Source organism: Chromobacterium sp. ASV23 (assembly GCF_016428945.1).
In the GTDB taxonomy this organism is placed as follows: domain Bacteria; phylum Pseudomonadota; class Gammaproteobacteria; order Burkholderiales; family Chromobacteriaceae; genus Chromobacterium; species Chromobacterium sinusclupearum.
The window spans coordinates 68,151-93,681 of the sequence record NZ_JAELTR010000009.1; the positions used below are offsets into that span (position 1 = coordinate 68,151).

Below are 25,531 nucleotides of genomic sequence, written 5' to 3' on the forward strand. Positions count from 1 at the left end.
AGCCCAAAGCAACTTGGCCACGGAAACACACGGAAGGACACGGAAAAGCAAGAACGGGCAAACATCCTTGAGCCTCCCGAGGCAAGGATTCACGCTCGGGATGTCTTTCGTGTTTTCTGTGTATTTCCGCGGCGAAACAGGATTCTCAAAATGCGTAAATGGATCAGTTTTCCGCACCGCGAAGGCACCATCTCGCGCCAGGCCCACGCCGACTTGCCGGCCGAAGGCATCTATGAACGGGAAGTCGGCCGCAGCGGCTTCTTCGGCCCGGCCACCCACTTGCACCACAAGCATCCGCCTACCGGCTGGAGCGACTGGGAAGGCCCGCTGCGCCCGCGCGCTTTCGACCTGAACGAACTGCCGCACGGCGCGCCGGCGCCGTGGGAGGCGCCGCTGGTGTTGCACAACGCCCAGTGCAAAGTCCGCATCTGGCGCTGCGACCAGGCGATGACCCAGCTGTTCCGCAATGCCGACGGCGACGATCTGCTGTTCATCCACGCCGGCAGCGGCGAGCTGTTCTGCGACTATGGCCACTTGAGCTACCGCGACGGCGACTACCTCCTGGTGCCGCGCTCCACCAGCTGGCGCATCGAGCCGGCCGAAGCCACCACCATGCTGATGATCGAAACCAGCAACGGCGCGTATCAATTGCCGGACAAGGGCCTGGTGGGTCCGCATGCCATTTTCGACGAGGCGGTGCTGGACGTGCCGGCCATCGACGACGCCTTCCGCGCGCAGCAGACCGAAGACCCATGGCAGGTGGTGATCAAGCGCCGCGGCGCGCTGTCCACCGTCACTTACCCCTTCAACCCGCTGGACGCCATAGGCTGGCACGGCAATCTGTCGGTGGCGCGCGTCAACTGGCGCGACATCCGTCCGCTGATGAGCCATCGCTACCACCTGCCGCCGTCGGCGCACACCACCTTCGTCGCAGACGGCTTCGTGGTGTGCACCTTCGTGCCGCGGCCGATCGAGTCCGACCCGGGCGCGCTCAAGGTGCCGTTCTATCACAACAACGACGATTACGACGAAGTGATCTTCTACCACGCCGGCGACTTCTTCAGCCGCGACAACATCAAGCCTGGCATGATGACCTTCCACCCGGCCGGTTTCACCCACGGCCCGCACCCGAAGGCTTTCGCCAAAGCGATGAGCGACCCGAAGAAGTTCACCGACGAAGTGGCGGTGATGATCGATACCCGCGACGCGCTGGAGCAGGGCCCAGGCCTCGCCGCCGTCGAGTGGCAGGGTTACGTGGACAGCTGGAAGCCCAAAGCTTGAGCTTGAGTTCATTTCTGCTGCGCGGGCCGATCTCGAAGCTGCGATGCTCGCTGTACCACTTGTACAGCTGCGCGTCTCGCTTCGACCTCGGGCCGCTCGCGACGAAATGCTCCTCAAGCCGCGTTAAGCATTTAAATACCAAGCAAGCGCGTCACTGCCTGTTAGCAGAAAGAACATCAAGATGAAATTAGCGACCTATCACAACCACACCCGCGACGGCCAGCTGATGGTGGTCAGCCGCGATCTGACCCGCGCCGTGGCGGTGCCGGCCATCGCCGCCACGCTGCAGGCCGCGCTGGACAACTGGGCGCAAGCCGAACCGCGGCTGAAGGAAGTCTACAACGCCATCAACCATGGCCAAGTGCCGGACGAAGTCGCTTTCGACGCCAAACGTTGCCTGAGTCCCTTGCCGCGCGCCTATCAATGGGCCGACGGCAGCGCCTACCTGAACCATGTGGAGCTGGTGCGCAAGGCGCGCGGCGCCGAGGTGCCGGCCAGCTTCTACACCGATCCGCTGATGTACCAGGGCGGCTCCGACGCCTTCCTGGCGCCGACGGCCGACATCCCGCTGCGCGACGAAGCCTGGGGCCTGGATTTCGAAGGCGAAGTCGCGGTGATCACCGGCGATGTGCCCTTGGGTGCGCCGGCCGATGAGAAGCACATCCGCCTCTTGATGCTGGTGAACGACGTGACGCTGCGAAACCTGATCCCGGCCGAGCTGGCCAAGGGCTTCGGCTTCTTCCAGAGCAAGCCGGCCACCGCGTTCTCGCCGGTCGCCGTCACGCCGGACGAACTGGGCGAAGCCTGGCAGGGCGGCAAGGTGCATCTGCCCTTGCTGGTGGACTATAACGGCGATTTCTACGGCAAGCCCAATTGCGGCGTGGAAATGCAGTTCAGCTTCCCGCAACTGGTGGCGCATGTGTCCAAGACCCGCGAGCTGGCGGCCGGTTCCATCGTCGGCTCCGGCACCATTTCGAACAAGGACCGCAGTGTCGGCTCCTGCTGCCTGGCCGAGCAGCGCATGATCGAGACCATCGAACAGGGCGCGCCCAAGACCCCGTTCATGAAGGCGGGCGACACCGTGCGCATTGAGATGAAAGACGTCGCCGGCCGCAGCATCTTCGGCGCCATCGAGCAGGCCGTGGTGGCGCATGGCTGAGCGCGTCCTATACGGCTACTTCCGCTCCAGCGCGGCGTATCGGGTGCGCATCGCGCTGAACCTGAAGGGCTTGGCTTACCAGTACCGGGCGGTCAATCTGCTGCAGGGCGAGCAGCGCAGCGCCGACTACCTAGCTATCAATCCGCACGGTCTAGTGCCGTTGCTGGACGACGGCGAGGTGAAGATCGCCCAGTCGCTGGCCATCTGCGAATATCTGGACGAGGCCTATCCGGACACGCCGCGGCTGTTGCCGGCCGATCCGGCGCTCCGGGCGCAGGCGCGTTCGATCGCGCTGGCCATCGCCGCGGACATCCACCCGCTGCAGAATCCGCGCGTCGGCAAGTATCTGCAGGCGGAGTTCGGCGTGGGCGAAGAGGGCAAGACTGAGTGGATACGCCACTGGATACGCACCGGTTTGGCCGCGCTGGAGCGGCAATTGGCAGAATCGGCCGGGCGCTATGCCGTGGGCGACGCGCCGACGCTGGCCGACGTGTGTCTGCTGCCGCAGGTATTCAGCGCGCGCCGCTTCGGCGTGGACCTGGCGCCGTATCCGACCATCGTCCGCATTACGGAGGCGTTGGAGGCGCTGCCGGCATTTGCCGACGCGCATCCTGCCAAGCAGCCGGACGCGGTGTAAGTGTTTGATCCGGCAGCCCGGGCGCCTGGAGCGGCCGGGCTGTTTATGTTTTCAGGCGGATGGCGAGCCGTTTTTTTGCAATTATGCCTTGACTCAAAAGCCGTCCTCTGATTAAATGCGTGGCTCTGACGGCGCGCTAGCGCTGAAAGAAGAAGTGGCCAGTTAGCTCAGTTGGTAGAGCAGCGGATTGAAAATCCGCGTGTCCGTGGTTCGATTCCGCGACTGGCCACCACAGCAAGGCCAGTTAGCTCAGTTGGTAGAGCAGCGGATTGAAAATCCGCGTGTCCGTGGTTCGATTCCGCGACTGGCCACCAGAATTACGAAAAGCCGAATCCGCAAGGGTTCGGCTTTTTGCATTGCCGCGCCTCGCAGCGCTCAGCAAGCCGGTTTGACGTCCTTGCGGATGGCCGCGCGCGGCAGCATGGAGGCGACCAGCAGCGCGGCCAGGCCCGCCGCCAGGGCCAGGCTCTGGCCTGCGCGTGGGCCGTAGTCGTCCGTCAACAGGCCGCACAGCGAGGCGCCGCCGGCCAATCCCAGCTGGATGCCGGTGACCAGCCAGGTCAGGCTCTCGGTCAAGCGGGCGCGCGGCACGGATTTTTCCACCATTTCCATGGCGACGATCAGGGTCGGGGCAAACGACAAGCCAGACAGCAACATGGCGGCCGCCAGCCAGGCGCTGTCGGGCGCCAGGGCGATCAGGATGGAGCTGAGCGCGGTGGCTACGCAGCAATACAACAGCAGCCGGCCCAAGGGCAGGGCGGGCTTGAGCGCGCCGAAGGTCAGCCCGCCGGTGGCCGAACCCAGCGCGTACAGCGCCAGCACCCAGCTGGCGGCCGACGGCGAGCCTTCCGCCTTGGCGATGGCCACGGCGGTGACGTCTATCGCCCCATTGATGGCGCCCAAGGTGCCGAGCAGCAGGGCCAGCGTCGGCACCGGCCGCAAAAAGAGCGCCGGCCGGCCGCCGTGCTGCGCATCTGGGTGGACCGGCGGTTCGGTGGCTTTCTGGCGCAGCAATACCGCGGCGCCCAGCAGCAGCAGCAGTACGGCGCAGATCGGCCCGGCTTCCGCGAACCAACCCATGCACAAGGCGATGGCCAGCGGCGGGCCGATGACGAAGGCGAGTTCGCTGAGCACGCTGTCTAGCGCAAACGCGGTGGGCAGCAGGGTGCGGCCGTCCAGCAGCCGGGCCCAGCGCGCGCGGGTCATGGCCGGGATGCTGGGCAGGCAGCCGGCCAGCGCGGCGCAGACAAACAAGGCCCAGGGCGGAGCGCTCAGCCAGCTGCATAGCGCCAGCGCCAGCAGGGCCGATGCGCCGATGCCGACGGCCGGCGGCAGCACGCGGCTCTGGCCGTAGCGGTCGGCCAGCCGCGAGACTTGCGGCGACAGGAAAGCCGCGGCCAGCGTCAAGGTGGCGGCCACCGCTCCGGCTAAGCCATAGCTGTTCTGCGTCAGCGACAGCATGGTGATGACGCCGATGCCGACCATGGCGCCGGGCAGGCGCGCCACGCCGCCCGCCAGCGCTAGCGTAGCGACGCCGGGGGTGCGGAACAACTCGCCATATCGATTGGCCATGTCGGCTCCCATTAGGCTTCCTGCCGATGGGCAGGAAATTTTCTGCGAAGAGCCGCCAGCAAAACCCCTGACCCTGCGTTGCGCCTCCTTGCCGTACTGCCTGCGTCGGCGCGCCTTGGCTCAGGTTCTCCGCGAGGTTTTGCTTGCGGCTCTGAATAGGCCAAGTTATCTGCCGCTTATGGCTTTGTCAATTTGCGGATAATCAGCATAGCGCCGCGTAACGCGGTGCGGCTTGGTCGGCCGGCGTATAATCTTGGCTTCGCGCAGCATTGGAGTTTCCATGTCCTATCGTTTCATCGCTTCCGACCTGGACGGCACGTTGCTGGATGTGCATCATGCCGTCGATCCGCTGACCGCCGACACCCTGCAGCGTCTGGAGCGGCGCGGCGTCCAGTTCGCCATCGCCACCGGACGCCATTATCTCGACGTCAAGGGCATCCGCCAGGCCTTGGGCGTGCGCGCCCACTTGATTACCTCGAACGGCGCCCGCGTGCATGATCCCGACAATGCGCTGATCCACCGCCAGGATATCGACGCGGAGCTGGTGCGCCAGATGGCGCAGCCGGAGTTCGCCGCCGGCGCCATCGTCAACTTCTACCTCGACGACGAATGGCTGATCAGCGAACCGAGCCAAGCGTTGCTGGACATGCACCGCGATTCCGGCATGGTCTATCGGGTGTGCGATCTGGGCCGCCACGACGGCGCGCGCGTGGGCAAGGTGCTGTACATCGCGCCGCACGCCCATTTGCTGGAGGTGGAGCGCAAGTTGCGAGCGCGCTTTGGCGACCGGCTGTACATCACCTTCTCGCTCGATCATTGCCTGGAAGTGATGGCGGCAGGGGTGTCCAAGGGCCATGCGCTGCAACTGGTGTTGGATAGGCTGGCGATTCCCGCCAGCGAGTGTCTGGCCTTTGGCGATGGGCAGAACGATATCGAGCTGCTGCAGGCTGCCGGCCATCCGCGGCTGATGGGCAACGCGCATCCCCGGCTGCGCCGCGAGCTGCCGCATGCGCGGCAGATCGCCAGCCATGCCGACTCCGGCGTGGCGCGGCACTTGCGCGAATTATTCGCGCTGTAAATCGCCTCTTCTCGCTCTCGCTAGCCAAGTGCCGCGGGAGCGCGCTAAGCTAAGACCATCCGAGAAAACTTCGCAGCCTGCCGGCGTCACGGCGTCATGCCGGGTCTGGGGCTGGCGGGCCTCCATCCAAAACAAAACTGATTTTAAGATTGTCGATCGAGTTCGCTGTGCAGTGTGGCTGAGGCCATGGGGGATGCCATGAATTCATCTTGTCTTGAAAACGAGGGCAATGCCGTCCGCCAACCGGGGCAGGCGGTGATCGAGGAACTGTTGTCCGCGGCGGACATCGCTGTCAACGGCAGCCGGCCGTTCGATATCCAGGTCAAACATCCGCAGTTTTACCGGCGCGTGCTGCAACAGGGCTCGCTGGGGCTGGGCGAAAGCTATATGGATGGCTGGTGGGAGTGCGAGCGGCTGGACATCTTCTTCCAGCGGACGTTGCGCGCCGGTCTGGAGCATCGGCTGCCGCGCCGCTGGCGCGACATCCTGTACGTGCTGGCGGCCAGAGTGGTCAATTACCAATCCTTGCGCCGCGCCCGCCGGGTGGGCGAGCATCACTATGACTTGGGCAACGACTTGTTTGCCGCCATGCTCGACCCCTATATGCAATATTCCTGCGGCTACTGGAAAGACGCCGACACGCTGGAGGCGGCGCAAGAGGCCAAGCTCAAGCTGATCTGCGACAAGCTGGGCCTGCAGCCGGGCATGCATCTGCTGGATGTCGGTTGCGGCTGGGGCGGGCTGGCGGAGTACGCCGCGCGGCATTATGGCGTTCGCGTGACCGGCATCACCATTTCCGAACAGCAGCAGCGGCTGGCGCGGGAGCGCTGCGCCGGGCTGGACGTGGAAATCCTGCTGCAGGATTATCGCCATCTGCAGCTGCGGGCGGATCGCATCGCGTCGGTCGGCATGTTCGAGCACGTCGGCCCGCGCAACTACCGCGCCTACTTTGAAACCATCGCCCGCAATCTGAAGCCGGACGGCCTGTTCTTGCTGCATACCATAGGCGCCAAGGTGACCGATATGTGGGTGGACCCGTGGATAGAGAAATACATCTTTCCCAATGGCTGCCTGCCATCCGCCATCCACATCGCTGAAGCCAGCTCGGAATATTGGCTGATGGAGGACTGGCACAACTTCGGCGCCGATTACGATCTGACGCTGATGGCTTGGCTGCAGCGTTTCCAGCAGGCCTGGCCGCAGTTGTCGGGCCATTATTCCCCGCGTTTCTACCGCATGTTCTGCTATTACCTGAATGTCTGCGCCGGCGCGTTCCGGGCGCGGGACATCCAGCTGTGGCAGGTGCTGTTCAGCCGGCAGGGGATTGAAGGCGGGCTGCGCGTGGCGCGCTGAGGGATGGTGGATAATGAAAAACGCCAGCGGTGAGCCGCTGGCGTTTTGTTTTGGCCGGAGACAGGGCCTATCAGGCTTGCAGCGCCACGGCGAGGGCGGCGGCCTGATCGCCTACGATCAGGTGCAGCGTGCCCGGAGACACTTGCGTCACCGCGCTCACGCCGGCGGCGCGGGCAGCGGCTTCGTTGAAGCGGCTGGCATCCTTCAACTCCACGCGCAGGCGGGTATGGGCGATGGCTTCTACCTTGCCCAGGTTGGCGTTGCCGCCCAGGGCCTGCTTCAGCGCGGCGACATCGGCCTTGGCCGCAGCCGGTGCGGCCGCGGGAGCGGCTGCCGGCGCCGGAGCGGCGGTTGCCGGAGCGGAAGACAGTTCGGCATCGCTGCCGGCGCTGCGCAGGTAGATGTCCATATCGGTTTTCAGGTTTTCCGATTTGGGTCCGAAGATGGCTTGCACGCCATTGCCCACCACCACCACGCCGGAGGCGCCCATGGCTTTCAGCTTGGCTTGGTCCACTTTGGCGATTTCAGCCACGGCCACGCGCAGACGGGTGATGCAGGCGTCCAGGCCGCGGATGTTGGAGCGGCCGCCGAAGGCCAGCACCAGTTCGCGAGCGCGCTGGTCTTCGCTGACTGCGCCAGCGCTTTCCAGGGTTTCATCTTCGCGGCCCGGGGTCTTCAGGTTGAACTTGGTGATGACGAAGCGGAACACGCTGTAGTACACCACGGCGTAGATCGGGCCCAGGATGAACACGTACCAGGCGTGCTTGGCCTTGTCGCCGATCAGGTTGAACATCAGGAAGTCGATGCCGCCCTGCGAGAAGGTGAAGCCCATGTGCATGTCCAGGGTGTTGGCCACGAACTGGGTGGAAGCGGCCAGCACGGCGTGGATCACGTACAGGATCGGCGCCACGAACAGGAAGGAGAACTCGATCGGCTCGGTGATGCCGGTCAGGAACGAGGTCAGCGCGGCGGAGATCATGATGCCGCCCACCTTGACGCGGTTTTCCGGCTTGGCCGAGTGCCAGATGGCGATGGCGGCGGCCGGCAGGCCGAACATCTTGAACAGGAAGGCGCCGGACAGGATGCCCGCGGTCGGGTCGCCGGCAAAGAAGCGGGCGATGTCGCCGTGGATGACCTTGCCGGTCACCGGGTCGGGGAAGGCGCCGATTTCAAAGAAGAACGGCACGTTCCAGATGTGGTGCAGACCGAACGGGATCAGCAGACGCTCGACGAAGCCGTACACCGTGGCGGCGGTGCGCGGGTCGCTGACGGCGGCCCATTGCGAGAACGCCTTGATGCCGTTGCCGATCGGAGGCCAGATGAAGGACAGGATCACGCCCAGGCCGATGGCGCCGATGGCGGTGATGATCGGAACAAAACGCTTGCCGGCGAAGAAGCCCAGGTATTCGGGCAAATTGATCCGGTAGAAGCGGTTGAACATATAGGCTGCCAGACCGCCGGCCAGAATGCCGCCGAACACGCCGGTCTGAATCGACGGCAGGCCCATGATGGTGGCGGTTTCCACACCCATGATGCCGGCCATCACGCCCAGGGTGACGGTGGTGACCAGATGGCCGATCACCGCGGCGATGGCGGCCACGCCATCGTTTTCCGTGAAGCCGAGCGCCACGCCGACGGCGAAGATCAGCGGCAGGTTGCCGAAGATCACATCGCCGGAGTGCTTCATCAGCGACAGGATCGCCAGAGCGATGGCGTTCTGGGTGTGGAAGTCGGTGGCGCCGATGCCGAGCAGCAGGCCCGCGACAGGCAGCACCGCTACTGGAAGCATCAGCGCCTTGCCTATCTTCTGCAGAAAAGCGAACGATTGACTAAACATGATTATTATCCTGCTTTGACATGCTTATGGAATGTCGAGCGGCTGTGAGGCCGTCCCCTCTATAAAGCACCGCCGTGGCTGGATGCTGCGCTAGGTGGCGCCGGACGGCGCCAGGTTGCCCTGGCGGTCTCCCCATCCGGCGCCGCAGCTCCCGCCGCGTCGGCGCTTATCCGATTAACGAGCGTGTTGATTCAGGTAGTGGCGGACGTCGGTCGCGGTGGACAGCGCCAACACATCCTTGGCCAGTTGCTGGCACTCGTCCAGGCTCCAGCGCGACAGCGTGGCTTTGACCGAGGCCACGGCCGGGGTGCTGGCGGACAGTTCGGTCACGCCTATGCCCACCAGCAGCGGCGCGGCGCGTTCGTCCGAGGCCAAGCCGCCGCATACGCCTACCCATTTGCCGTGAGCGCGCGCGCCTTCGCAGGTCAGCGCGATCATCGCCAGCACCGCCGGGTGCAGCGCGTCGGCCTGCTTGGCCAGTTGCGGGTGGCCGCGGTCCATCGCCAGCACGTACTGGGTCAGGTCGTTGGTGCCGATGGAGAAGAAGTCCACCTCCGGCGCGAAGCGAGCGGCCAGCACGGCAGCCGACGGCACTTCCACCATGATGCCGACCTTGACGTCGGTGACGCCGGCGGCGGCCTGTTCCTCGGCCAGAATGGCCTTGGCGGCGCGCAGCTCTTCCAGCGAGGCCACCATCGGGAACATGATGTGCAGCTTGGTCAGCGGCGCGGCCTGCAGAATGGCGCGCAGCTGAGTGCGCAACAGGTCAGGACGGTCCAGGCTGACGCGGATGCCGCGCAGGCCCAGGAAGGGGTTGTCTTCCTTGGGCAGCGGCAGGTAGGACAGGGGCTTGTCGCCGCCCACGTCCAGCGTGCGCACCACCAGCGGGCGGTCCTTGCCCAGGGCTTCGGCCACGGCGCAATATTCTGCCGCCTGTTCCTGTTCGGTCGGCGCGGTGTCGCGGTTGTCGAATAGGAATTCCGAGCGCAAGAGGCCCACGCCTTCGGCGCCCTTGGCCACCGCTTCGCGCGCGTCGGCGGCGTTGCGGATATTGGCCACCACGTCGATGCGCACGCCGTCGCTTGTGGCGGCCGGCTGCATGGAGCTCTTGGCTTCGGACGCGCGGCGTTCAGCCAGGCGGGCGATTTCCTGCTCGGCGGCGGCCAGGTCTTCAGCAGTCGGGGCGATCGCCAGCGTGCCTTCATTGCCGTTCAGAATCACTTGCAGGCCTTCCGGCAGCTTCAGCGCGGACTGCGAGATGCCGCAGATCGCCGGGATGCCCAGCGAACGCGCCAGGATGGCCACGTGGCTGGTGGCGCCGCCGGTGCGGGTACAGAAGCCCATCACCTTGGACGGATCCAGCGAGGCGGTGTCGGACGGGGCCAGGTCTTCGGCGATCAGGATGGAGCCGGCCGGCAGTTCCAGCGAGGCCTGCTTCACGCCGGCCAGCAGGGCCAGCACGCGGCGGCCCACGTCGCGGATGTCGTTGGCGCGTTCGCGCAGCAGGGCGTTGTCCTGCGCTTCCAGACGGGCGGAGTAGGCACTGAAGGCGGCGCGCCAGGACCAGGCGGCGGACTTGCCGTCGGCTAGGCCGGTATAGGTTTGCGCCAGCAGGTCCGGGTCTTGCAGCAGTTCCTGGTGCATGGACAGGATGGCCTGCTTGGCCGGGTCGGTCAGTTGCGCCTTGACCAGATCCAGCTGGGCGGCGGCTTCCTCGGTGGCGCGGGCGAAGGCCTGCTGTTCCACATTGGCGCCCTTGCCCTGTTCCGGCACGTCGAACTCCTGCAGGCGGTGATGGACGATGCGGCCGATGGCGATGCCGGGCGAAGCGCCCACGCCAGCCAGCTGGGTGTCGCTGTCCTGTTGCTGGGCCGCGGCCGGAGCGGCAGCCGGCGCAAGCGGCGCCTCGTCGGCTTTCTCGCCGCAGCGGTCATTCAGCAGTTGGGTCAGTTCCGCGATGGCGGTGGCGGCATCGTCGCCCTGGGCGCGGATGCGCACCTTGTCGCCGAACTTGGTCGACAGGCCCATGATGGCGACCACCGACTTGGCATTGGCTTCATTGCCATCCAGGAGCAGCTGGATGTCGGAGCCGAAGCTCTTGGCCTTGCTGGCGAACACGGCGGCCGGACGAGCATGCAGGCCGGCCGGGTTGCCGATGGTGATGTCGGCGGACAGTTGCGGCTCGCCGACAACGGCTTGCAGCACATCCTTGCCGTTGGCCAGCTGCAGCGACAGCACCACGTTCTTGCCGGCATCCACCATGCCGGTGGCCGGCTGCATGCGGGCCACGGTCTCGCCGTTGGTGATGATGATCTGCGTCAACAGGCTGGCGGCCTTGCGTCCCACCAGGTCCAGATCGAAGTCGATGACCGGCTGGCCGGCGCTGACTTGCTGGCCTTGTTCGATCAGCGGGAAGAAGCCTTCGCCCTTCAGCATCACGGTATCGATGCCCACGTGCACCATGACTTCCACGCCTTCCGCAGTGGTGATGGTGAGAGCGTGATGGGCCGGATGCAGGTTGCTGACCACGCCGCCGACCGGCGCCAGCAGGCTGCCGGAGGTGGGGTCAAGCGAGATGCCGTCGCCGACCATTTTGCCGGCGAATACCGGGTCCGGAACGCTGTCCAAGGGGACCAGCCATCCAGAGAGGGGGGCCAGGATGTCTAGTCTTGGTGCGGAGGTGCCCATGAGAAACTCCTCAATTCGTGGATAATTCCAGTCGTTTTATTACGAGCGTCAATCAAACCGGTTCTTGTTTGCGCCAGCTCAAGGGCCATTTCTGCGCCTCTTGACGGCTTGGCTTGTCCTGACTGGCTTTCGGCGATTATATACAGGTCGCCATCTGCAGACATCGACGACTGGGTTGCGTTATATCTTGCCAAGGTTTGTAGTTAAACTACACGCAAATTACGCAGCAGCTTGATGGCAATCAAGAAAATGTGCAAGTCTGAATTGTTCGAATTAAGTGCTGCGTTGCACCATAGCTGGGCAAGCCCGTTATTGTAGCTTGATTGCGCTGGAATTAGCGGCGGGAAGGGCGGCGGGGCGGTTGTTGCATTTTTGTAATGCAACTCTAAAACGGAGAAAGGCGGCATCCGGCCCGGGAGGGCCGGATGAAAGGGCATTTAGAGCTGCTCACAAAATCTCGTTAGAGAACCTGAGCCAAGGCGAGCCGACGCAGACAGTACTTGAGTACGGCAAGGAGGCGCAACGCAGGATCAGGGGTTTGATTAGCGGGTCTTAGGCGGCGCGGGCGCGCTTGACATCGCCTTGCAGGAACAGCGCCAGCGATGCGGCGATCAGGAAGGCCGGATATTCCCAGCCGCCGCCGGCATTGGCGAACATCCAGCCATTGGCGGCATGAACCAGCACGATGGCGCCCAGAAGCTGCGGAATCAGCAGCAGCGCCACCCAGCGCGCCTGGATGCCGGCCAACAGCAGCAGGCCGCCGACGATTTCCACCAGGATGGCGATATAGCCAAAGAAGCCGGGCAAACCCAGGCTGGCGAAGTAGCCGGCGGTGCCGGCCGGACCAAAGACGAAAAGTTTCAATGCGCCGTGCGACAGATACATCAGACCCAGCGCCACGCGCAGCAAAAGCGTGGCGAGGTAGGGGTTTTGCAGACGGTTCATGGTGTTTGTTCCTGAAGAATGGGGATGGCGCTATTTGACCATCGGCCTTATATTCAATAAATATCGTTCTATTGAAATTATTATTTACCAATAAGAAACTATATGGACCGTTTTTCGGAAATACGCGCCTTCGTCGCGGTGGCGGAACTGGGCAGCTTTGTCGCCGCGGCGGAGCGGCTGGAGTTGTCGCGGGCGATGGTGACCAAGCTGGTGGCGGCGCTGGAAAACCGCTTGGGCGCGCGGCTGATGCATCGCACCACGCGCAAGCTGTCGCTGACCGAAGCCGGCGAGACCTATCTGGCGCAGGCAGGCAGCCTGCTGGCGGAGCTGGATGAACTGGACGCGCGGCTATCGCACGGCGCCAGCGAGCCGGTGGGGCGCTTGCGGCTGTCGGCCCCGGTATCGTTCGGCATGCGCTACCTCGGCGCCATCATCGGCGGTTTCCATCAGCGTCATCCGCGCATCGAAGTGGAGCTGAACCTGAACGACCGGCGGGTGGATCTGGTGGAGGAAGGCTTCGATCTGGCGCTGCGGGTATCCAATCTGACCGACTCCACCCTGGTGGCCAGGCGCTTGGCGCAGATCCGCGACCTGGTGGCGGCATCGCCGGACTACCTGGCGCGCCACGGCACGCCGCGCCACCCGGCGGAGCTGGCCGAGCATCAGTGCCTGCTGTACGCCTTGACGGCTCAGCCCAACATCTGGGATTACCGCGGGCCCGACGGCAGCCAGGACAAGGTGAGAGTGAAGGGGGCGCTGCGCGCTAATAACGGCGACGTATTGACCGACGCCGCGGTGCACGGCATGGGCATCGTCTTGCAGCCGCGTTTTCTGCTGGAGAAAGCGCTGGCCGATGGCAGCCTGGTGCCGGTGCTGCAGGAGTACGACTGGCACTGCCTGGATCTGTCCGTGGTGTATCCGGTGCGGCGGCATGTGCCGGGCAAGGTCAGGGTGTTCGTCGAGTATCTACACGAGTTTTTCAATTCATGACATTTTGATAGAATCCACGGCTTTTATTCAAGGAGTCATGGTCATGCTGAAGGAGTGTTTGCTCCTGGCGGGGTTGTTGTGTGGTACGGACCCCGCATGGGCTGGCGGCTGCGAAAAAGTCACGACCCCGGAATACCCGCCTAGTGTCATGGCCGCGCACCCAATCACGGTCAAGGCGACAGTGTACTTCGACACTGCCGCGAATGGCTTGGTGAGTCAGCTGGTGCGTCTGGATTTCAGCGTTGGAATGGATGAGGCGTCGCGCGAGGCATTCAAGGCCTCAATTGAAGCCGCGTTGAAGCAGTATAAGTGTGATCCCAACTCGCATCTCAAGCAGTGGTTTAATTTCACATTCGATTGATGAGCGTGGCGGGGCGCGGGCTCAGGGATAGAACCAATACAGGCTGTAACCCATGGCGTGCACCTTGCCGGCGTCCAGCCGCATGGTGACTTTGACTTCGCTATTGCCATTGAAGCGGCCCAGCTTGAGGTCGTCCGGCTTCAGATATTCCTTGGGTGTGAATACCTTGCGGATCAGCACCTGGTCGTCGCTGTCCTTCAGCGTCACTTCCAGCATCGGGTAAGCCTGGGCGTACTGGGCGTGGTTCTTCAGCGTGGCGGACAGCTGGATCAGATTGGGGTAGTCCGGCACGAAGGCCAGTTCCGACCATTCGGTGCGGATCAGCGCGATGTCGGTGGGCCAGGGCACGTCGCAGCCCATGGACTTGCACAGCTGTTCCAGCGCGGGACGGGTTTCCGGCGCCTCGGCGGCGATGCGGGTGCGATTGATGTAGACCAGTTGCGCGGCCAGAAACAGCAAGCCCAGCAAGGCGAATGCCGCCAGCAAGCCGTTGAGCCAGGGCGCGGCGGGCTTTTGCTTGCGGGCCTCGTCTTCCTCCTCGGCATCGGCGTCGGTGAACAGCGGCTCCTCCGGCTCGATGCGGGCCGCGGGCTTGATCGGCTCCGGTTCCGGCGGCGTCTCGGCGCGGCGGCGGCTGCCAAAGACTTCCGGTTCCGCGGCGATGGCCGGGCCGGGGGCCGGCTCATTGAAGGGATTGCCTATCGGCGCCGTGATGTTGCGGTTCTGCATGGCCTCGGCCAGCGCGCGCTGGAAGGCTTCGACTTCTTCCGCCGGCGGCTCGGCCGGCTGCGCGGCGTGCTCGGCAGGAAGGTCGTACTGCGGCGCCGCTGCTATCGGCGAGGAGAGTTCGGCGGCGTTGGCGTGCGGGTCGAAGTCCGGCACCTCCAGCTCGAAGTCGTCCATCGGGTCGCGCTCGGGCGCGGCGGTCGACGTGATGGCTGGCGGCGGCGTGGTAATCAGCGGGGGAGGCGCAACCGGCGCGGGCGCCGGCTGCGTGATGACAAAATGATCCGGCGCCTTGAAGACATGCGAACAGCGCCCGCAGCGAACCAGTCCGTCGGCGGCGGCCAGCTGGACGTCGTTGACCTTGAAACGGGTCTGGCAGTTTGGGCACTGTGTCGTATATGTCATACCTGGGCGCGTCGGGTTCCTGTCAATCGTGTCCACCCTTCGTCGAACACAGGCGCGTCCATCTCAAACCACTGGTTATAGATGGCGGACAGCTCGTCGGCCTGCTCGGCGAGGATGCCGGAAAGCACGATTCTACCACCGGTTTTCACATGGTTTGCCAGCAAGTCGCCCAACATGCGCAACGGATTAGCCAGAATATTGGCCAGCACTACGTCGTATTGGGCTTGCGGATTGGCGTCCGGCAGGAAGAAGTCGGCCTGCACGCCGTTCTGCTCGGCATTGTCCTTGCTTGAGCGCACCGCTTGCGGGTCGATGTCGATGCCCACGGCCGAGGCCGCGCCGAGTTTCAGCGCGGCGATGGCCAGGATGCCGGAGCCGCAGCCATAGTCGAGCACGGACTCGCCGCCTTTCAGCTGCTTGTCCAGCCATTGCAGGCACAGCCTGGTGGTGGGGTGGCTGCCGGTGCCGAAGGCGAGGCCCGGGTCCAGCTGCAGGTTGACCGCGTTCGGCTCCGGCGCCTCGTGCCAGGTGGGGGTGATCCACAGCCGGTCGGAGATGCGGATCGGGTCGAACTGCGATTGGGTCAGCCGCACCCAGTCCTGCTCTTCCACGCGCTCGATCTTGTAGCTGGGCATGGCCAGCTGGCAGGCGGTGGCGGCGGCGGCGATCAGCAGCGCCGGGTCGTCGTTCTCGTCGAACAGCGTGATGATGCGGCTCTGGCTCCATAGCTGGTCAACCGGCTCGCCCGGTTCGCCGAAGATGGGCTGCTCCTTGTCGGTGCCGGCCCAGGCGTCCTCGATGGCGGTGGACAGCGCGCCGGCGTCCATCAGCGCGTCGGCTAGCCGTTCGGCGACAGAGGAATCGGAATCAATGGTGGCTTGCAACCAGGCCATCAGGCGCTCCCTTTTTTCTGCTGCGACAGGCGGTTTTCCAAATAGTGGATGCTGGTGCCGCCGCGCTGGAAGGCCGCATCCATGAACAGCTCCTGGTGCAGCGGGATATTGGTCTTGATGCCGGAAATCGCCATTTCCGACAGCGCCACGCGCATCCGGGCCATCGCTTGCTCGCGGGTGTCGCCGTAGGCGATCAGCTTGCCCACCATCGAGTCATAGTGGGGCGGCACGACGTAGCCCTGGTAGATGTGCGAGTCGATGCGGATGCCGGGGCCGCCGGCCGGGTGGTAGCTCTCGATCTTGCCGGGAGACGGCACGAAGGTGAACGGGTCCTCGGCATTGATGCGGCATTCCATGGCGTGGCCGGAGATCACGATGTCTTTTTGCTTATAGCGCAGTTTCTCGCCGGCTGCGATGCGGATCTGTTCCTGCACGATGTCCACGCCGGTGATCATTTCGGTCACCGGGTGTTCCACCTGCACGCGGGTGTTCATCTCGATGAAGTAGAACTCGCCGTTTTCGAACAGGAATTCAAAGGTGCCGGCGCCGCGGTAGCCGATGCGGCGGCAGGCTTCGGCGCAAGCTTCGCCTATCCTCTGGCGCTGCTTGTCGGTGATGCCGGGGGCCGGCGCTTCCTCGATCACTTTCTGGTGGCGGCGCTGCATGGAGCAGTCGCGCTCGCCCAGATAGATGGCGTTGCCGTATTCGTCGGCCAGCACCTGGATTTCGATGTGGCGCGGATGCTCCAGGAATTTTTCCATGTAGACGGTGGGATTGCCGAACGCCGCGCCGGCTTCGGTGCGCGTCATCTGCACCGAGCTGATCAGCGCGCCTTCGGTATGCACCACGCGCATGCCGCGACCGCCGCCGCCGCCGGCGGCCTTGATGATGACCGGGAAGCCGATCTTCTTGGCGATCTTGGTGATTTCTACCGGGTCGTCCGGCAAGGCGCCGTCGGAGCCGGGCACGCAGGGCACGCCGGCTTCGATCATCGCGTTCTTGGCCGATACCTTGTCGCCCATCAGGCGGATGGTGTCCGGGCGCGGGCCGATGAAGACGAAGCCGGATTGCTCGACGCGCTCGGCGAAGTCGGCGTTTTCCGACAGGAAGCCGTAGCCGGGGTGGATGGCCTGGGCGTCGGTGACTTCGGCTGCGGCGATCAGCGCCGGCACGTTGAGATAGCTCTTGGCGGACGGGGCGGGGCCGATGCACACCGACTCGTCGGCCAGCTTCACGTATTTGGCGTCGCGGTCGGCCTCGGAATGCACGACCACGGTCTTGATGCCCATTTCGCGGCAGGCGCGTTGGATGCGCAGGGCGATTTCACCACGGTTGGCGATTAGAATTTTTTCGAACATGGAATTCTCCACAAGCCGGCCAGCGTCGGGATGATCGACCGGCCTTTGCTGTCACGTCAAACGACAAGGGCACAGACCTTGGCCGTGCCCTGAATCTCGCGAGGTCGTCGGAGCGTCTTACTCGATGACGAACAGCGGCTCGCCGTACTCCACCGGCTGGCCGTCTTCCGCCAGGATGGCCTTGATCACGCCGGAGCGGTCGGCTTCGATCTCGTTCATCAGCTTCATCGCTTCGATGATGCACAGGGTGTCGCCGGCGTTGACGCTTTGGCCCACTTCGACGAAGGACTTGGCGCCGGGGCTGGGCGAGCGGTAGAAGGTGCCGACCATCGGCGACTTCATCGCGTTCTCATTGGCGGCGGCCGGGGCTGGGGCAGCGGCCGCAACCGGCGCGGCGGCCGCAGGGGCGGCGGGCGCGGCGGCGTACATTTGCGCCACCGGCTGGGCGTAGCCTTGCTGTTGGTTGGCGGATACGCGGGTGATGCGGACTTTTTCTTCGCCCTCGGTCACTTCCAGTTCGGCGATGCCGGACTCTTCGACCAAGTCGATCAGTTTCTTGAGTTTACGCAAATCCATTGTTGATCCTTCGAATGGGGTGTTCAGTTACGGCGATCAGGGCTGCGCGGACAAATGCCGCAGCGCGTGCGCCAGCGCCAGCTCGTAACCGTGGGGGCCCAACCCGCAAATCACACCGAGCGCCAGATCCGAAAAATACGAATGCTGGCGGAAGGGTTCGCGGGCATGGACATTGGATAGATGCACTTCGATAAACGGCACTTTCACCGCCGCCAGGGCATCGCGCAGCGCGACGCTGGTATGGGTGAACGCCGCCGGATTGATCAGGATGAAGGCGGTGCCGTCATCCAGACATTGATGTATGCGTTCAATCAGTACATGCTCGGCGTTGCTCTGCAATGCTGTCAAAGCAAAGCCGGCGGCTTTGGCCTGATCGGCCAGCCGCTGGTTGATGGCGTCAAGTGTGTCCCGGCCGTAGTGTTGTGGCTCCCTGACCCCTAGCAGATTGAGGTTGGGACCGTGCAGCACAAGGATGGATCGGCTCAAGGCCTGACTCCCGTTTTTCATCTTGGCCGCGAGTTTGCCGCACTTCGCAGCAAGATGTCCAGCGTTTGCAGAAATTAAAACAATCGTTTAGCGGCTGGAATGCAGGGCAAGATCTTGGTTTTAGAGTAAAAAACTTAGCTGAATCAGGGTGCCGCAGTGTAGCGTATCTGCAATATGTCAAGAAAATATTTACGCGTCTAGTACGCCATGGCATCGGGTATTGGCGTTCCCGGCACTGTGCCCGATGGTTGGGCGCAGGTATAATCGGCCGGTTCTGAACCATAGCTTTCACCATGCAGCTCTCCGATTTCGATTACCACCTGCCTGAGGCCTTGATCGCCCAGCACCCGCCGGCCGTGCGCGGCGCCAGCCGACTGTTGCATGTGGACGGCATGACGCTGTCCGACCTCACTTTCGCCGATTTCCCATCGCGTTTGCAAGCCGGCGATTTGCTGGTATTCAACGACACCCGCGTCATCCGCGCCCGCCTGTTCGGCGAAAAAGCCAGCGGCGGCAAGGTTGAGGCGCTGATTGAACGCGTGCTGGACGACCATACCGCGCTGGCGCATGTCCGCGCGTCCAAGTCGCCCAAGCCGGGCAGCCGGCTGATTTTCGCCGGCCGCTGGGAAGCGGAGATGGTGGAACGCCACGACTCGATGTTCAAGCTGCGTTTCCTGGCCGAAGAGAACGTCTACGATATTCTGGAGGCGTCCGGCAAGCTGCCGCTGCCGCCTTATATCGAACGCAGCGCCGAGCAGGACGACGACGAGCGCTACCAGACCGTCTATGCCCGCGAGCAGGGCGCGGTAGCGGCGCCTACCGCCGGTTTGCACTTCACCGATGACATGCTGGCGACGCTGCAGGCGCAAGGCATCGCCACCGCCTTCGTCACGCTGCATGTCGGCGCCGGCACTTTCCAGCCGGTGAAGGTGGACAATGTGGCCGATCACAAGATGCACAGCGAGATCTACGATATTCCGCAGTCCACGGTGGACGCCGTCGCCGCGGCGCGCGCCCGCGGCGGCCGCGTGGTGGCGATCGGCACCACCAGCGTGCGCGCGCTGGAATCGGCCGCGCAGCATGGCGAACTGAAAGCGGGACGCGGCGAGACCGACATCTTCATCACGCCAGGTTACCGTTTCCGCGTGGTGGACCGCCTGCTGACCAATTTCCATCTGCCGAAATCGACGCTGCTGATGCTGGTGTCGGCCTTCGCCGGCTATGACGAGATGTTTCATGCCTACCGCCATGCGGTGGAGCAGCAATACCGTTTCTTCAGCTACGGCGACGCCATGCTGCTGGAACGGAAAGATTGATTGAGCGTTTTTTAGCCACGAAATCCACGAAACGACACGAGAAAAACGCACAAAGAAGGTGTGGAAGTCTGTGTGAGTTTTAAGCGCTTTGTTTACGGTCGTTTTTTGTGGTTTTCGTGGATTAAGTGGCTAATGAGTTTTTTCAGGATTTAACCGAGGATAAGGCCATGTCCGGACTCACCCCCGACGCCGCGCAGCCGGTGGAAATCCAGCTGCACCAAATCTCCAAGGTGCTGGAGATCGCCTTTGACGATGGTGCCCGTTTCGAGCTGCCGTGCGAGTATCTGCGCGTCTATTCGCCTTCGGCCGAAGTGCGCGGCCATGGCGTGGGTCAGGAGAAGCTGCAGACCGGCAAGCGCCATGTCGGCATCACCGCGCTGGAGCCCATGGGCCATTATGCGCTGAAGATCACCTTCGACGATGGCCACGACAGCGGCCTCTACAGCTGGAGCTATCTATACGAGCTGGGCGCCAAGCGCGACCAGTACTGGCAGCAATATCTGGACAAGCTCGCCGCCGCCGGCGCGAGCAGGGAGTGAACATGGATAAGACCACGCATTTCGGTTACAAGACCGTGGCGGAGAGCGAGAAGGCCAGCAAGGTGGCCGAAGTCTTCCACTCGGTGGCCGGCAAGTACGATGTGATGAACGACCTGATGTCCGGCGGCCTGCACCGGGTGTGGAAGCATTTCACGCTGACCACCTCTGGCGTGCGCGCCGGCGACAAGGTGCTGGACATCGCCGGCGGCACAGGCGACCTGGCGCGCGGCTGGGCCAAGCGCGTGGGAAAGAGCGGCGAAGTCTGGCTGACCGACATCAACAGCTCGATGCTGACCGTGGGGCGCGACCGCCTGCTGGACGAAGGCATGATCTTGCCGGTGTCGCTGGCCGACGCCGAGAAGCTGCCGTTCCCGGACAATTATTTCGACGCGGTGTCGGTGGCTTTCGGCCTGCGCAACATGACGCACAAGGACGCGGCGCTGAAGGAGATGTGCCGCGTGCTGAAGCCGGGCGGCAAGCTGTTCGTGCTGGAGTTCTCCAAGGTGTGGAAGCCCTTGTCGCCGTTCTACGACTTCTACTCCTTCAAGGCCCTGCCCATCATGGGCAAGCTGGTGGCGAACGACGCCGACAGCTACCAGTACCTGGCTGAATCGATCCGCATGCATCCCGATCAGGAGACGCTGAAGCAGATGATGTTGGACGCGGGCTTCGGCAAGGTGGACTACCATAATCTGACCGGCGGCGTTGTTGCGCTGCACAAGGGCGTCAAGTTCTGATGACGCCGGAGCTGGCGGCGCGTCTGGCCGAGCTGGGTATCGCTCCGGCTGACTTGCTCGCGCGGGGGCTGGAAATCCATGCCGAGCCGGCCGAGCTGGCGTTGGCGGAGACCAATGCCGAAGGGCGAGAGTTTCACCTCGTCCCAGCGGCGGCGGCCGCCTGGCAGGCTATGCGACGCGCGGCGGCGGACGAGGGCGTGGAGATGTTCCTGCTGTCCGCTTTTCGCAGCGTGGCGCGGCAGCATGAAATCGTGGCCGCCAAACTGGCGCGCGGCCAGCGGCTGGACGAGATACTGCGAGTCAGCGCCGCGCCCGGCTTCAGCGAGCACCATAGCGGCTGCGCCGTCGATATCGGCGCGCTCGGCTCGCCGCCGCTGGAGGATGCGTTTGAAACCACCGCCGCCTTTGACTGGCTTGAGCGGCGGGCGGCGGATTTCGGCTTTCATCTGAGCTACCCGCGCGGCAACGCCAGCGGCTATCTGTACGAGCCCTGGCATTGGCGCTGGCGGGCGTGACGGTTCACCGGAGTAAACACATGGCCCTGACCATCGCCGCATTCAACCATCTCTTGAACCAGCATCCGGCGCGCCGCGCCGAGCTGGCGCGCTTTGTCGGCCGGCGGGTCGCCATCGCGCTGCCGCCGCTGCATGTGGCCGGCGTGATTACCGATGAGGGCTGGCTGGCCGCCTGCGAGGGCGAGCCGGAAGCCAAGCTGGTGTTGCGCCACGGCGTGCTGTTCTCGCACCTGACCGGTCAGGCGCCGCAGTTGTCGGACATCGCGCTGGAGGGCGACGCCGAGCTGGCCGCCGCGCTCGGCCGCATCCTCGGCCAGCTGCAATGGCACGCCAGCGAAGACCTGTCGCGGGTGCTTGGCGATGTGGCGGCGCAGCGCATCGAAACGCTGGCGCGCGGCCTGTTCGGCTTCAAGGGGCAGTTGGCCTTCCGCCTGGCCGACAACTGGCTGGAGCACTTGCGCGAAGACGGCGCCGTGCTGGCTGGACGGCATCAGGTGGGCCGCTTCGTGCAAGACGTGGACAAGCTGCGTGATGACGCCGGCCGGCTGGACAAGCGGCTGGAGCGGCTGGAAGCCGCGCTCAACAATAAACAGAATTCCCAGACCTGACGGACTTTATGTCGATATCGCGCTCGCTGAAGATTGTTGCCACCCTGTACCGCTACGGTCTGGATGATTTCCTGGAAGGGCATTCCAGGCTGGCCTTCCTGCACAAGCTGCTCCGCCTGTGTCCTATCCCACGCGACACCGCCGCGCCCCTGCCGGCGCGGATGCGCATGGCGCTGGAGAGCCTGGGGCCGATCTTCGTCAAGTTCGGCCAGGTGCTGTCCACGCGGCGCGACCTGCTGCCGCCGGAATACGCCGACGAGCTGGCCTTGCTGCAAGACCGGGTGCCGCCGTTCGACGGCGCGCTGGCGCAACAGGTGGTGGAAAGCAGCCTGGGCCGCAAGATCGATGAAATCTATGTCGATTTCAACCTGACCCCGGTGGCCAGCGCCTCCGTCGCCCAGGTGCACAAGGCCTGGCTGCGGCAAGCGGACGGCAGCCGCGGCCGCGAAGTGGCGGTCAAGGTGCTGCGGCCCGGCATTTTGCCGGTGATCGAGCAGGACCTGTCGCTGATGCGCACGCTGGCCGGCTGGGTGGAGAAGCTGTTCGCCGACGGCAAGCGGCTGAAGCCGCGCGAAGTGGTGGCCGAGTTCGACAAATACCTGCACGACGAGCTGGACATGATGCACGAGGCGGCCAACGCCTCGCAGCTGCGGCGCAACTTCAAGGGCTCGGACAAGCTGATCGTGCCGGAAGTGTTCTACGACTACTCCAGCCGCGAAGTGCTGACGCTGGAGTGGATGCACGGCATTCCGGTAGGCCAGGTTGAGCGGCTGCGACAGGCCGGCATCGATTTGAGCAAGCTCAGCCGCTACGGCGTGGAAATCTTTTTCACCCAAGTGTTCCGCCACGGCTTTTTCCATGCCGACATGCATCCGGGCAATATCTTCGTGGCCGCCGACGGCCGCTATATCGCGCTGGACTTCGGCATCGTCGGCAGCCTCACCGATACCGACAAGCACTATCTGGCGGTCAACTTCCTGGCTTTCTTCAACCGCGATTACCACCGCGTGGCCACCGCCCACATCGAATCGGGCTGGGTGCCGAAGGATACCCGCGCCGAGGAGCTGGAAGCCGCGGTGCGCACCGTGTGCGAACCGATCTTCGAGAAGCCGCTGTCGCAAATTTCCTTCGGCATGGTGCTGTTGCGGCTGTTTGAAACCAGCCGCCGCTTCAATGTGGAAATCCAGCCGCAGCTGGTGTTGCTGCAGAAGACTTTGCTGAATATCGAAGGCCTGGGTCGCCAGCTGGACCCGGAGCTGGACCTGTGGGACACCGCCAAGCCCTTCCTGACCAAGTGGATGAACGAGCAGGTCGGTTGGCGCGGCCTGTTGCGCACGCTGAAGCACGAGGCGCCGCAATGGGCTACTACCTTGCCGACCTTGCCGCGCAAGCTGAACGATACGCTGAGCTCGGCCAAAACCGACTTGTTGGTGGAAGGCTATATCCAGCTGATGCGCGAACAGAAGCGGCAGAATTTCCTGCTGCTGCTGATCGCCCTGCTGCTGGCGGCGCTGCTGGCCAAAAATCTGCTGTAGGGCGGATGCCCGCGCTTGCGGGGCGATCCGCCCCTGTTCCGCGCTGGCCCGTCGATTCTTACGTCAACCGCGTAGGGCGGGCAGGCCGGCAGGTCTTGCCCGCGCAATGCCTTCATGCGAACGCATTCATTCGAAAGGTTCGGCCGGCGATGCCGCGGCATGGCGGATCGCCCCTGTGGGGCATCCGCCCTACTAGGCTGCTGGCGCAAGCATGGATCATGCGCATGATCTGTGGATAAAAATCAAAATCTAGTATGGCTGTGGATAAGCTACCCGTCGGCGCGCGATTATCCGCAGCGTTTACGCGCCATTGGCATGACCCGCCCATGACGCTGGCTAATTTTCGCCGTTCACCGTTGATGGCCGGAAAAATGCGGTAATCTTGGCCAAAAATACCACTCATCAGGAGCTGCTTATGTTAAGCCGCAACGCGGCGCTGCCGCGCATCGTCATTGTCGGGGGAGGCGCCGGGGGGCTGGAGCTGGCCACCCGTTTGGGCCGCACATTGGGCGCGCGCCACCGCGCGCAGATCGTGCTGGTCGATGGCTCGCCTACTCACATCTGGAAACCGCTGCTGCACGAAGTGGCCACCGGCGCGCTGAATACCGGCGAGGACGAAGTCAATTACTTCGCCCACGGCTACCGCAACGGCTACGATTTCGAATTCGGCTACATGACCGGCCTGGACCAGGCGCAACGCACGATACGGCTGTCTGCCATCCAGAGCCAGGATGGGAGCGAACTGAGCCCGGCGCGCGATGTGTCCTATGACTGGCTGGTGATCGCGGTGGGCGCCCAGGCCAACGACTTCGGCACGCCCGGCGTGGCCGAGCACGCGATGTTCCTGAACACGCCGGCCGATGCCGAAAAGCTGCGCCATCGGGTGCTGGAGCAGGCCTTCCGCGCCAGCGGCGCCGCGGCGCCGGCGCGCGCGCTGTCCATCGCCATCGTCGGCGGCGGCGCCACCGGCGTGGAACTGGCCGCCGAGCTGAACCATACCATGTGCGAACTGCACCACTATGGCGCGCGTCTGCAGCCGGAGCGGGTGAGGATCAGCGTGATAGAAGGCGCCGAGCGCATCCTGGCCGCCGCGCCGCCGTCGCTGTCCGCTTACGCCGAGGAGCAATTGGCTGGCAAGCGCATCCAGGTGCTGACCAATAGCCTGGTGGCCGCGGTGGAGGCCGATGGCGTGGCGTTGAAGGATGGCCGCAAGATCGAGGCCGACATCACGGTGTGGGCTGCCGGCGTCAAAGCGCCGGCCTGGCTGGCCACGCTGGACGGTCTGGAAGTGAACCGCGTCAATCAGCTGGTGGTGGACACCCGGCTGCATTGCGCCGGCGGCGACTGCATCTACGCGATGGGCGATTGCGCCGCCGCGCCGGACGGCGACAGCGGCCGCATGCTGTCGGCCACCGCCCAGGTGGCGCACCAGCAGGCGCGCTATCTGGCCGAAGAGTTGGCGCGCCGGCTGGACGACAAGCCGGCGCGGCCGTTTGTCTTCAAGCCGCAGGGCATGATGGTGTCGCTGGGCAAGCATACCGCGGTCGGCAGCCTGGCGGCCGTGGTGGGGCCAAAGCGCGATTACCACGTGGAAGGCCGCGGCGCGAAGCTGATCTACGCCTCGCTGTACCGCATGCACCAGGCAGCGGTGCACGGCTGGGTGCTGGCGGTCCTGCTGTTCATCGGCGACAAGCTGCGCCGCGCGGCGCGGCCGGCGTTGAAGCTGCATTGATGGCTGGGCAGGCTGTTGCGGCCCTGCCGAGGACGTGCTGATAAATGCTGTCGCCTTAGGGGCTGTTGACGTTTGGTGAGCGGTCGCGCCGGGATGCGTTTTGCGCCGAATCGAGGCGTTTCGCGCGCCGCATAGTCATTCTCTGCCAGCGCGGAACAACGAAGAGTCGGCGCGAAAGGCGCCCGGCCCTGCGGGTTTGGCCGC

Annotated in this window: 23 protein-coding genes and 2 tRNA genes; 16 read left to right on the plus strand and 9 right to left on the minus strand. The window is 64.3% G+C overall.

The genetic code is table 11. The features are described 5' to 3' along the window. The first annotated feature begins 150 nt into the window (after positions 1-150). From JHD59_RS06340 to JHD59_RS06360, 5 genes are all read left to right on the plus strand, one after another. Entirely contained in the window at positions 151-1,281 is a 1,131-nt protein-coding gene (locus JHD59_RS06340) for a homogentisate 1,2-dioxygenase (RefSeq protein ID WP_199153606.1), read from the plus strand. A gap of 181 nt (positions 1,282-1,462) precedes the next feature. Continuing rightward, positions 1,463-2,440 carry a fumarylacetoacetate hydrolase family protein gene (locus JHD59_RS06345; RefSeq protein WP_199153607.1) on the plus strand — a complete coding sequence of 326 codons (978 nt, stop codon included), beginning with the start codon at positions 1,463-1,465 and terminating at the stop codon, positions 2,438-2,440. Then, positions 2,433-3,077, plus strand: coding sequence for a maleylacetoacetate isomerase (maiA, locus tag JHD59_RS06350; RefSeq protein ID WP_199153608.1), 645 nt, complete (start codon positions 2,433-2,435; stop codon positions 3,075-3,077). The genes JHD59_RS06345 and maiA overlap by 8 nt, the downstream gene beginning before the upstream one ends. Before the next feature lie 156 nt (positions 3,078-3,233). Beyond that, positions 3,234-3,309: transfer RNA gene (locus JHD59_RS06355), tRNA-Phe, on the plus strand. 6 nt (positions 3,310-3,315) lie between these two features. After that, a tRNA-Phe gene (locus JHD59_RS06360) sits at positions 3,316-3,391 on the plus strand. A gap of 61 nt (positions 3,392-3,452) precedes the next feature. Here JHD59_RS06360 and JHD59_RS06365 read toward each other — a convergent pair. Then, the gene (locus tag JHD59_RS06365) at positions 3,453-4,649 is read right to left on the minus strand and encodes an MFS transporter (RefSeq protein WP_199153609.1); all 1,197 of its coding nucleotides are present in this window, start codon (positions 4,647-4,649) and stop codon (positions 3,453-3,455) included. Positions 4,650-4,929: 280 nt separating this feature from the next. Between JHD59_RS06365 and JHD59_RS06370 the strand changes: the two genes are divergently transcribed. Together JHD59_RS06370 and cfa are read left to right on the plus strand one after the other, a co-directional pair. After that, positions 4,930-5,727: a Cof-type HAD-IIB family hydrolase gene (locus JHD59_RS06370; protein ID WP_199153610.1), complete on the plus strand. Its 798-nt coding sequence runs from the start codon at positions 4,930-4,932 to the stop codon at positions 5,725-5,727. 198 nt (positions 5,728-5,925) lie between these two features. Beyond that, positions 5,926-7,080 carry a cyclopropane fatty acyl phospholipid synthase gene (gene cfa, locus JHD59_RS06375; RefSeq protein WP_103318471.1) on the plus strand — a complete coding sequence of 385 codons (1,155 nt, stop codon included), beginning with the start codon at positions 5,926-5,928 and terminating at the stop codon, positions 7,078-7,080. Positions 7,081-7,150: 70 nt separating this feature from the next. On the opposite strand, the gene ptsG is transcribed toward cfa, so the two are convergent. The 3 genes from ptsG to JHD59_RS06390 form a co-directional block, all read right to left on the minus strand. After that, complete coding sequence (gene ptsG / locus JHD59_RS06380; protein ID WP_199153611.1) at positions 7,151-8,917, minus strand: PTS glucose transporter subunit IIBC; 1,767 nt, start codon at positions 8,915-8,917, stop codon at positions 7,151-7,153. A 174-nt stretch (positions 8,918-9,091) separates the two neighbouring features. Further along, positions 9,092-11,605, minus strand: a complete 2,514-nt coding sequence (ptsP, locus tag JHD59_RS06385) for a phosphoenolpyruvate--protein phosphotransferase (protein ID WP_199153612.1) — start codon at positions 11,603-11,605, stop codon at positions 9,092-9,094. A gap of 552 nt (positions 11,606-12,157) precedes the next feature. Continuing rightward, positions 12,158-12,550 (minus strand): DoxX family protein, encoded by a 393-nt coding sequence (locus JHD59_RS06390; protein ID WP_199153613.1) that lies wholly within the window; start codon positions 12,548-12,550, stop codon positions 12,158-12,160. 102 nt (positions 12,551-12,652) lie between these two features. Between JHD59_RS06390 and JHD59_RS06395 the strand changes: the two genes are divergently transcribed. After that, complete coding sequence (locus JHD59_RS06395; protein WP_199153614.1) at positions 12,653-13,540, plus strand: LysR family transcriptional regulator; 888 nt, start codon at positions 12,653-12,655, stop codon at positions 13,538-13,540. 43 nt (positions 13,541-13,583) lie between these two features. Then, the gene (locus tag JHD59_RS06400; protein WP_199153615.1) at positions 13,584-13,901 is read left to right on the plus strand and encodes a hypothetical protein; all 318 of its coding nucleotides are present in this window, start codon (positions 13,584-13,586) and stop codon (positions 13,899-13,901) included. 21 nt (positions 13,902-13,922) lie between these two features. Here the strand turns inward: JHD59_RS06400 and JHD59_RS06405 are convergent, their stop codons facing one another. The 5 genes from JHD59_RS06405 to aroQ form a co-directional block, all read right to left on the minus strand. After that, the gene (locus JHD59_RS06405) at positions 13,923-15,032 is read right to left on the minus strand and encodes a DUF3426 domain-containing protein (protein WP_199153616.1); all 1,110 of its coding nucleotides are present in this window, start codon (positions 15,030-15,032) and stop codon (positions 13,923-13,925) included. Then, a complete protein-coding gene (gene prmA / locus JHD59_RS06410) occupies positions 15,029-15,925 on the minus strand; it encodes a 50S ribosomal protein L11 methyltransferase (RefSeq protein ID WP_199153617.1) in 897 nt (298 codons plus the stop codon). Before prmA ends, JHD59_RS06405 begins: the two co-directional genes overlap by 4 nt. After that, complete coding sequence (gene accC, locus JHD59_RS06415) at positions 15,925-17,283, minus strand: acetyl-CoA carboxylase biotin carboxylase subunit (RefSeq protein WP_103318305.1); 1,359 nt, start codon at positions 17,281-17,283, stop codon at positions 15,925-15,927. Before accC ends, prmA begins: the two co-directional genes overlap by 1 nt. 117 nt (positions 17,284-17,400) lie before the next feature. Then, positions 17,401-17,859 carry an acetyl-CoA carboxylase biotin carboxyl carrier protein gene (accB, locus tag JHD59_RS06420; RefSeq protein ID WP_103318303.1) on the minus strand — a complete coding sequence of 153 codons (459 nt, stop codon included), beginning with the start codon at positions 17,857-17,859 and terminating at the stop codon, positions 17,401-17,403. 36 nt (positions 17,860-17,895) lie between these two features. After that, entirely contained in the window at positions 17,896-18,366 is a 471-nt protein-coding gene (gene aroQ / locus JHD59_RS06425) for a type II 3-dehydroquinate dehydratase (RefSeq protein ID WP_199153618.1), read from the minus strand. A 272-nt stretch (positions 18,367-18,638) separates the two neighbouring features. Between aroQ and queA the strand changes: the two genes are divergently transcribed. From queA to JHD59_RS06460, 7 genes are all read left to right on the plus strand, one after another. Further along, on the plus strand, positions 18,639-19,661 hold the full coding sequence (gene queA / locus JHD59_RS06430) for a tRNA preQ1(34) S-adenosylmethionine ribosyltransferase-isomerase QueA (protein ID WP_199153619.1): 1,023 nt from the start codon (positions 18,639-18,641) through the stop codon (positions 19,659-19,661). Between the two features lie 167 nt (positions 19,662-19,828). Then, the gene (locus JHD59_RS06435) at positions 19,829-20,200 is read left to right on the plus strand and encodes a gamma-butyrobetaine hydroxylase-like domain-containing protein (RefSeq protein ID WP_103318300.1); all 372 of its coding nucleotides are present in this window, start codon (positions 19,829-19,831) and stop codon (positions 20,198-20,200) included. Between the two features lie 2 nt (positions 20,201-20,202). Further along, entirely contained in the window at positions 20,203-20,937 is a 735-nt protein-coding gene (gene ubiE / locus JHD59_RS06440; RefSeq protein ID WP_199153620.1) for a bifunctional demethylmenaquinone methyltransferase/2-methoxy-6-polyprenyl-1,4-benzoquinol methylase UbiE, read from the plus strand. Further along, positions 20,937-21,452, plus strand: a complete 516-nt coding sequence (locus tag JHD59_RS06445) for a M15 family metallopeptidase (RefSeq protein WP_199153621.1) — start codon at positions 20,937-20,939, stop codon at positions 21,450-21,452. The genes ubiE and JHD59_RS06445 overlap by 1 nt, the downstream gene beginning before the upstream one ends. A gap of 20 nt (positions 21,453-21,472) precedes the next feature. Next, positions 21,473-22,060: an SCP2 domain-containing protein gene (locus tag JHD59_RS06450; RefSeq protein ID WP_199153622.1), complete on the plus strand. Its 588-nt coding sequence runs from the start codon at positions 21,473-21,475 to the stop codon at positions 22,058-22,060. Between the two features lie 8 nt (positions 22,061-22,068). Beyond that, a complete protein-coding gene (gene ubiB, locus JHD59_RS06455; RefSeq protein ID WP_199153623.1) occupies positions 22,069-23,595 on the plus strand; it encodes a ubiquinone biosynthesis regulatory protein kinase UbiB in 1,527 nt (508 codons plus the stop codon). A gap of 415 nt (positions 23,596-24,010) precedes the next feature. Continuing rightward, positions 24,011-25,327, plus strand: a complete 1,317-nt coding sequence (locus JHD59_RS06460; RefSeq protein ID WP_199153624.1) for an NAD(P)/FAD-dependent oxidoreductase — start codon at positions 24,011-24,013, stop codon at positions 25,325-25,327. Positions 25,328-25,531 lie beyond the last annotated feature (204 nt).

Bases quoted from the DNA above. Each gene is read 5' to 3' on its own strand.
- JHD59_RS06340 (WP_199153606.1), top strand. From the start codon at position 151: ATGCGTAAATGGATCAGTTTTCCGCACCGCGAAGGCACCATCTCGCGC.
- JHD59_RS06345 (WP_199153607.1), top strand. From the start codon at position 1,463: ATGAAATTAGCGACCTATCACAACCACACCCGCGACGGCCAGCTGATG.
- maiA (WP_199153608.1), top strand. From the start codon at position 2,433: ATGGCTGAGCGCGTCCTATACGGCTACTTCCGCTCCAGCGCGGCGTAT.
- JHD59_RS06365 (WP_199153609.1), bottom strand. From the start codon at position 4,649: ATGGCCAATCGATATGGCGAGTTGTTCCGCACCCCCGGCGTCGCTACG.
- JHD59_RS06370 (WP_199153610.1), top strand. From the start codon at position 4,930: ATGTCCTATCGTTTCATCGCTTCCGACCTGGACGGCACGTTGCTGGAT.
- cfa (WP_103318471.1), top strand. From the start codon at position 5,926: ATGAATTCATCTTGTCTTGAAAACGAGGGCAATGCCGTCCGCCAACCG.
- ptsG (WP_199153611.1), bottom strand. From the start codon at position 8,917: ATGTTTAGTCAATCGTTCGCTTTTCTGCAGAAGATAGGCAAGGCGCTG.
- ptsP (WP_199153612.1), bottom strand. From the start codon at position 11,605: ATGGGCACCTCCGCACCAAGACTAGACATCCTGGCCCCCCTCTCTGGA.
- JHD59_RS06390 (WP_199153613.1), bottom strand. From the start codon at position 12,550: ATGAACCGTCTGCAAAACCCCTACCTCGCCACGCTTTTGCTGCGCGTG.
- JHD59_RS06395 (WP_199153614.1), top strand. From the start codon at position 12,653: ATGGACCGTTTTTCGGAAATACGCGCCTTCGTCGCGGTGGCGGAACTG.
- JHD59_RS06400 (WP_199153615.1), top strand. From the start codon at position 13,584: ATGCTGAAGGAGTGTTTGCTCCTGGCGGGGTTGTTGTGTGGTACGGAC.
- JHD59_RS06405 (WP_199153616.1), bottom strand. From the start codon at position 15,032: ATGACATATACGACACAGTGCCCAAACTGCCAGACCCGTTTCAAGGTC.
- prmA (WP_199153617.1), bottom strand. From the start codon at position 15,925: ATGGCCTGGTTGCAAGCCACCATTGATTCCGATTCCTCTGTCGCCGAA.
- accC (WP_103318305.1), bottom strand. From the start codon at position 17,283: ATGTTCGAAAAAATTCTAATCGCCAACCGTGGTGAAATCGCCCTGCGC.
- accB (WP_103318303.1), bottom strand. From the start codon at position 17,859: ATGGATTTGCGTAAACTCAAGAAACTGATCGACTTGGTCGAAGAGTCC.
- aroQ (WP_199153618.1), bottom strand. From the start codon at position 18,366: ATGAAAAACGGGAGTCAGGCCTTGAGCCGATCCATCCTTGTGCTGCAC.
- queA (WP_199153619.1), top strand. From the start codon at position 18,639: ATGCAGCTCTCCGATTTCGATTACCACCTGCCTGAGGCCTTGATCGCC.
- JHD59_RS06435 (WP_103318300.1), top strand. From the start codon at position 19,829: ATGTCCGGACTCACCCCCGACGCCGCGCAGCCGGTGGAAATCCAGCTG.
- ubiE (WP_199153620.1), top strand. From the start codon at position 20,203: ATGGATAAGACCACGCATTTCGGTTACAAGACCGTGGCGGAGAGCGAG.
- JHD59_RS06445 (WP_199153621.1), top strand. From the start codon at position 20,937: ATGACGCCGGAGCTGGCGGCGCGTCTGGCCGAGCTGGGTATCGCTCCG.
- JHD59_RS06450 (WP_199153622.1), top strand. From the start codon at position 21,473: ATGGCCCTGACCATCGCCGCATTCAACCATCTCTTGAACCAGCATCCG.
- ubiB (WP_199153623.1), top strand. From the start codon at position 22,069: ATGTCGATATCGCGCTCGCTGAAGATTGTTGCCACCCTGTACCGCTAC.
- JHD59_RS06460 (WP_199153624.1), top strand. From the start codon at position 24,011: ATGTTAAGCCGCAACGCGGCGCTGCCGCGCATCGTCATTGTCGGGGGA.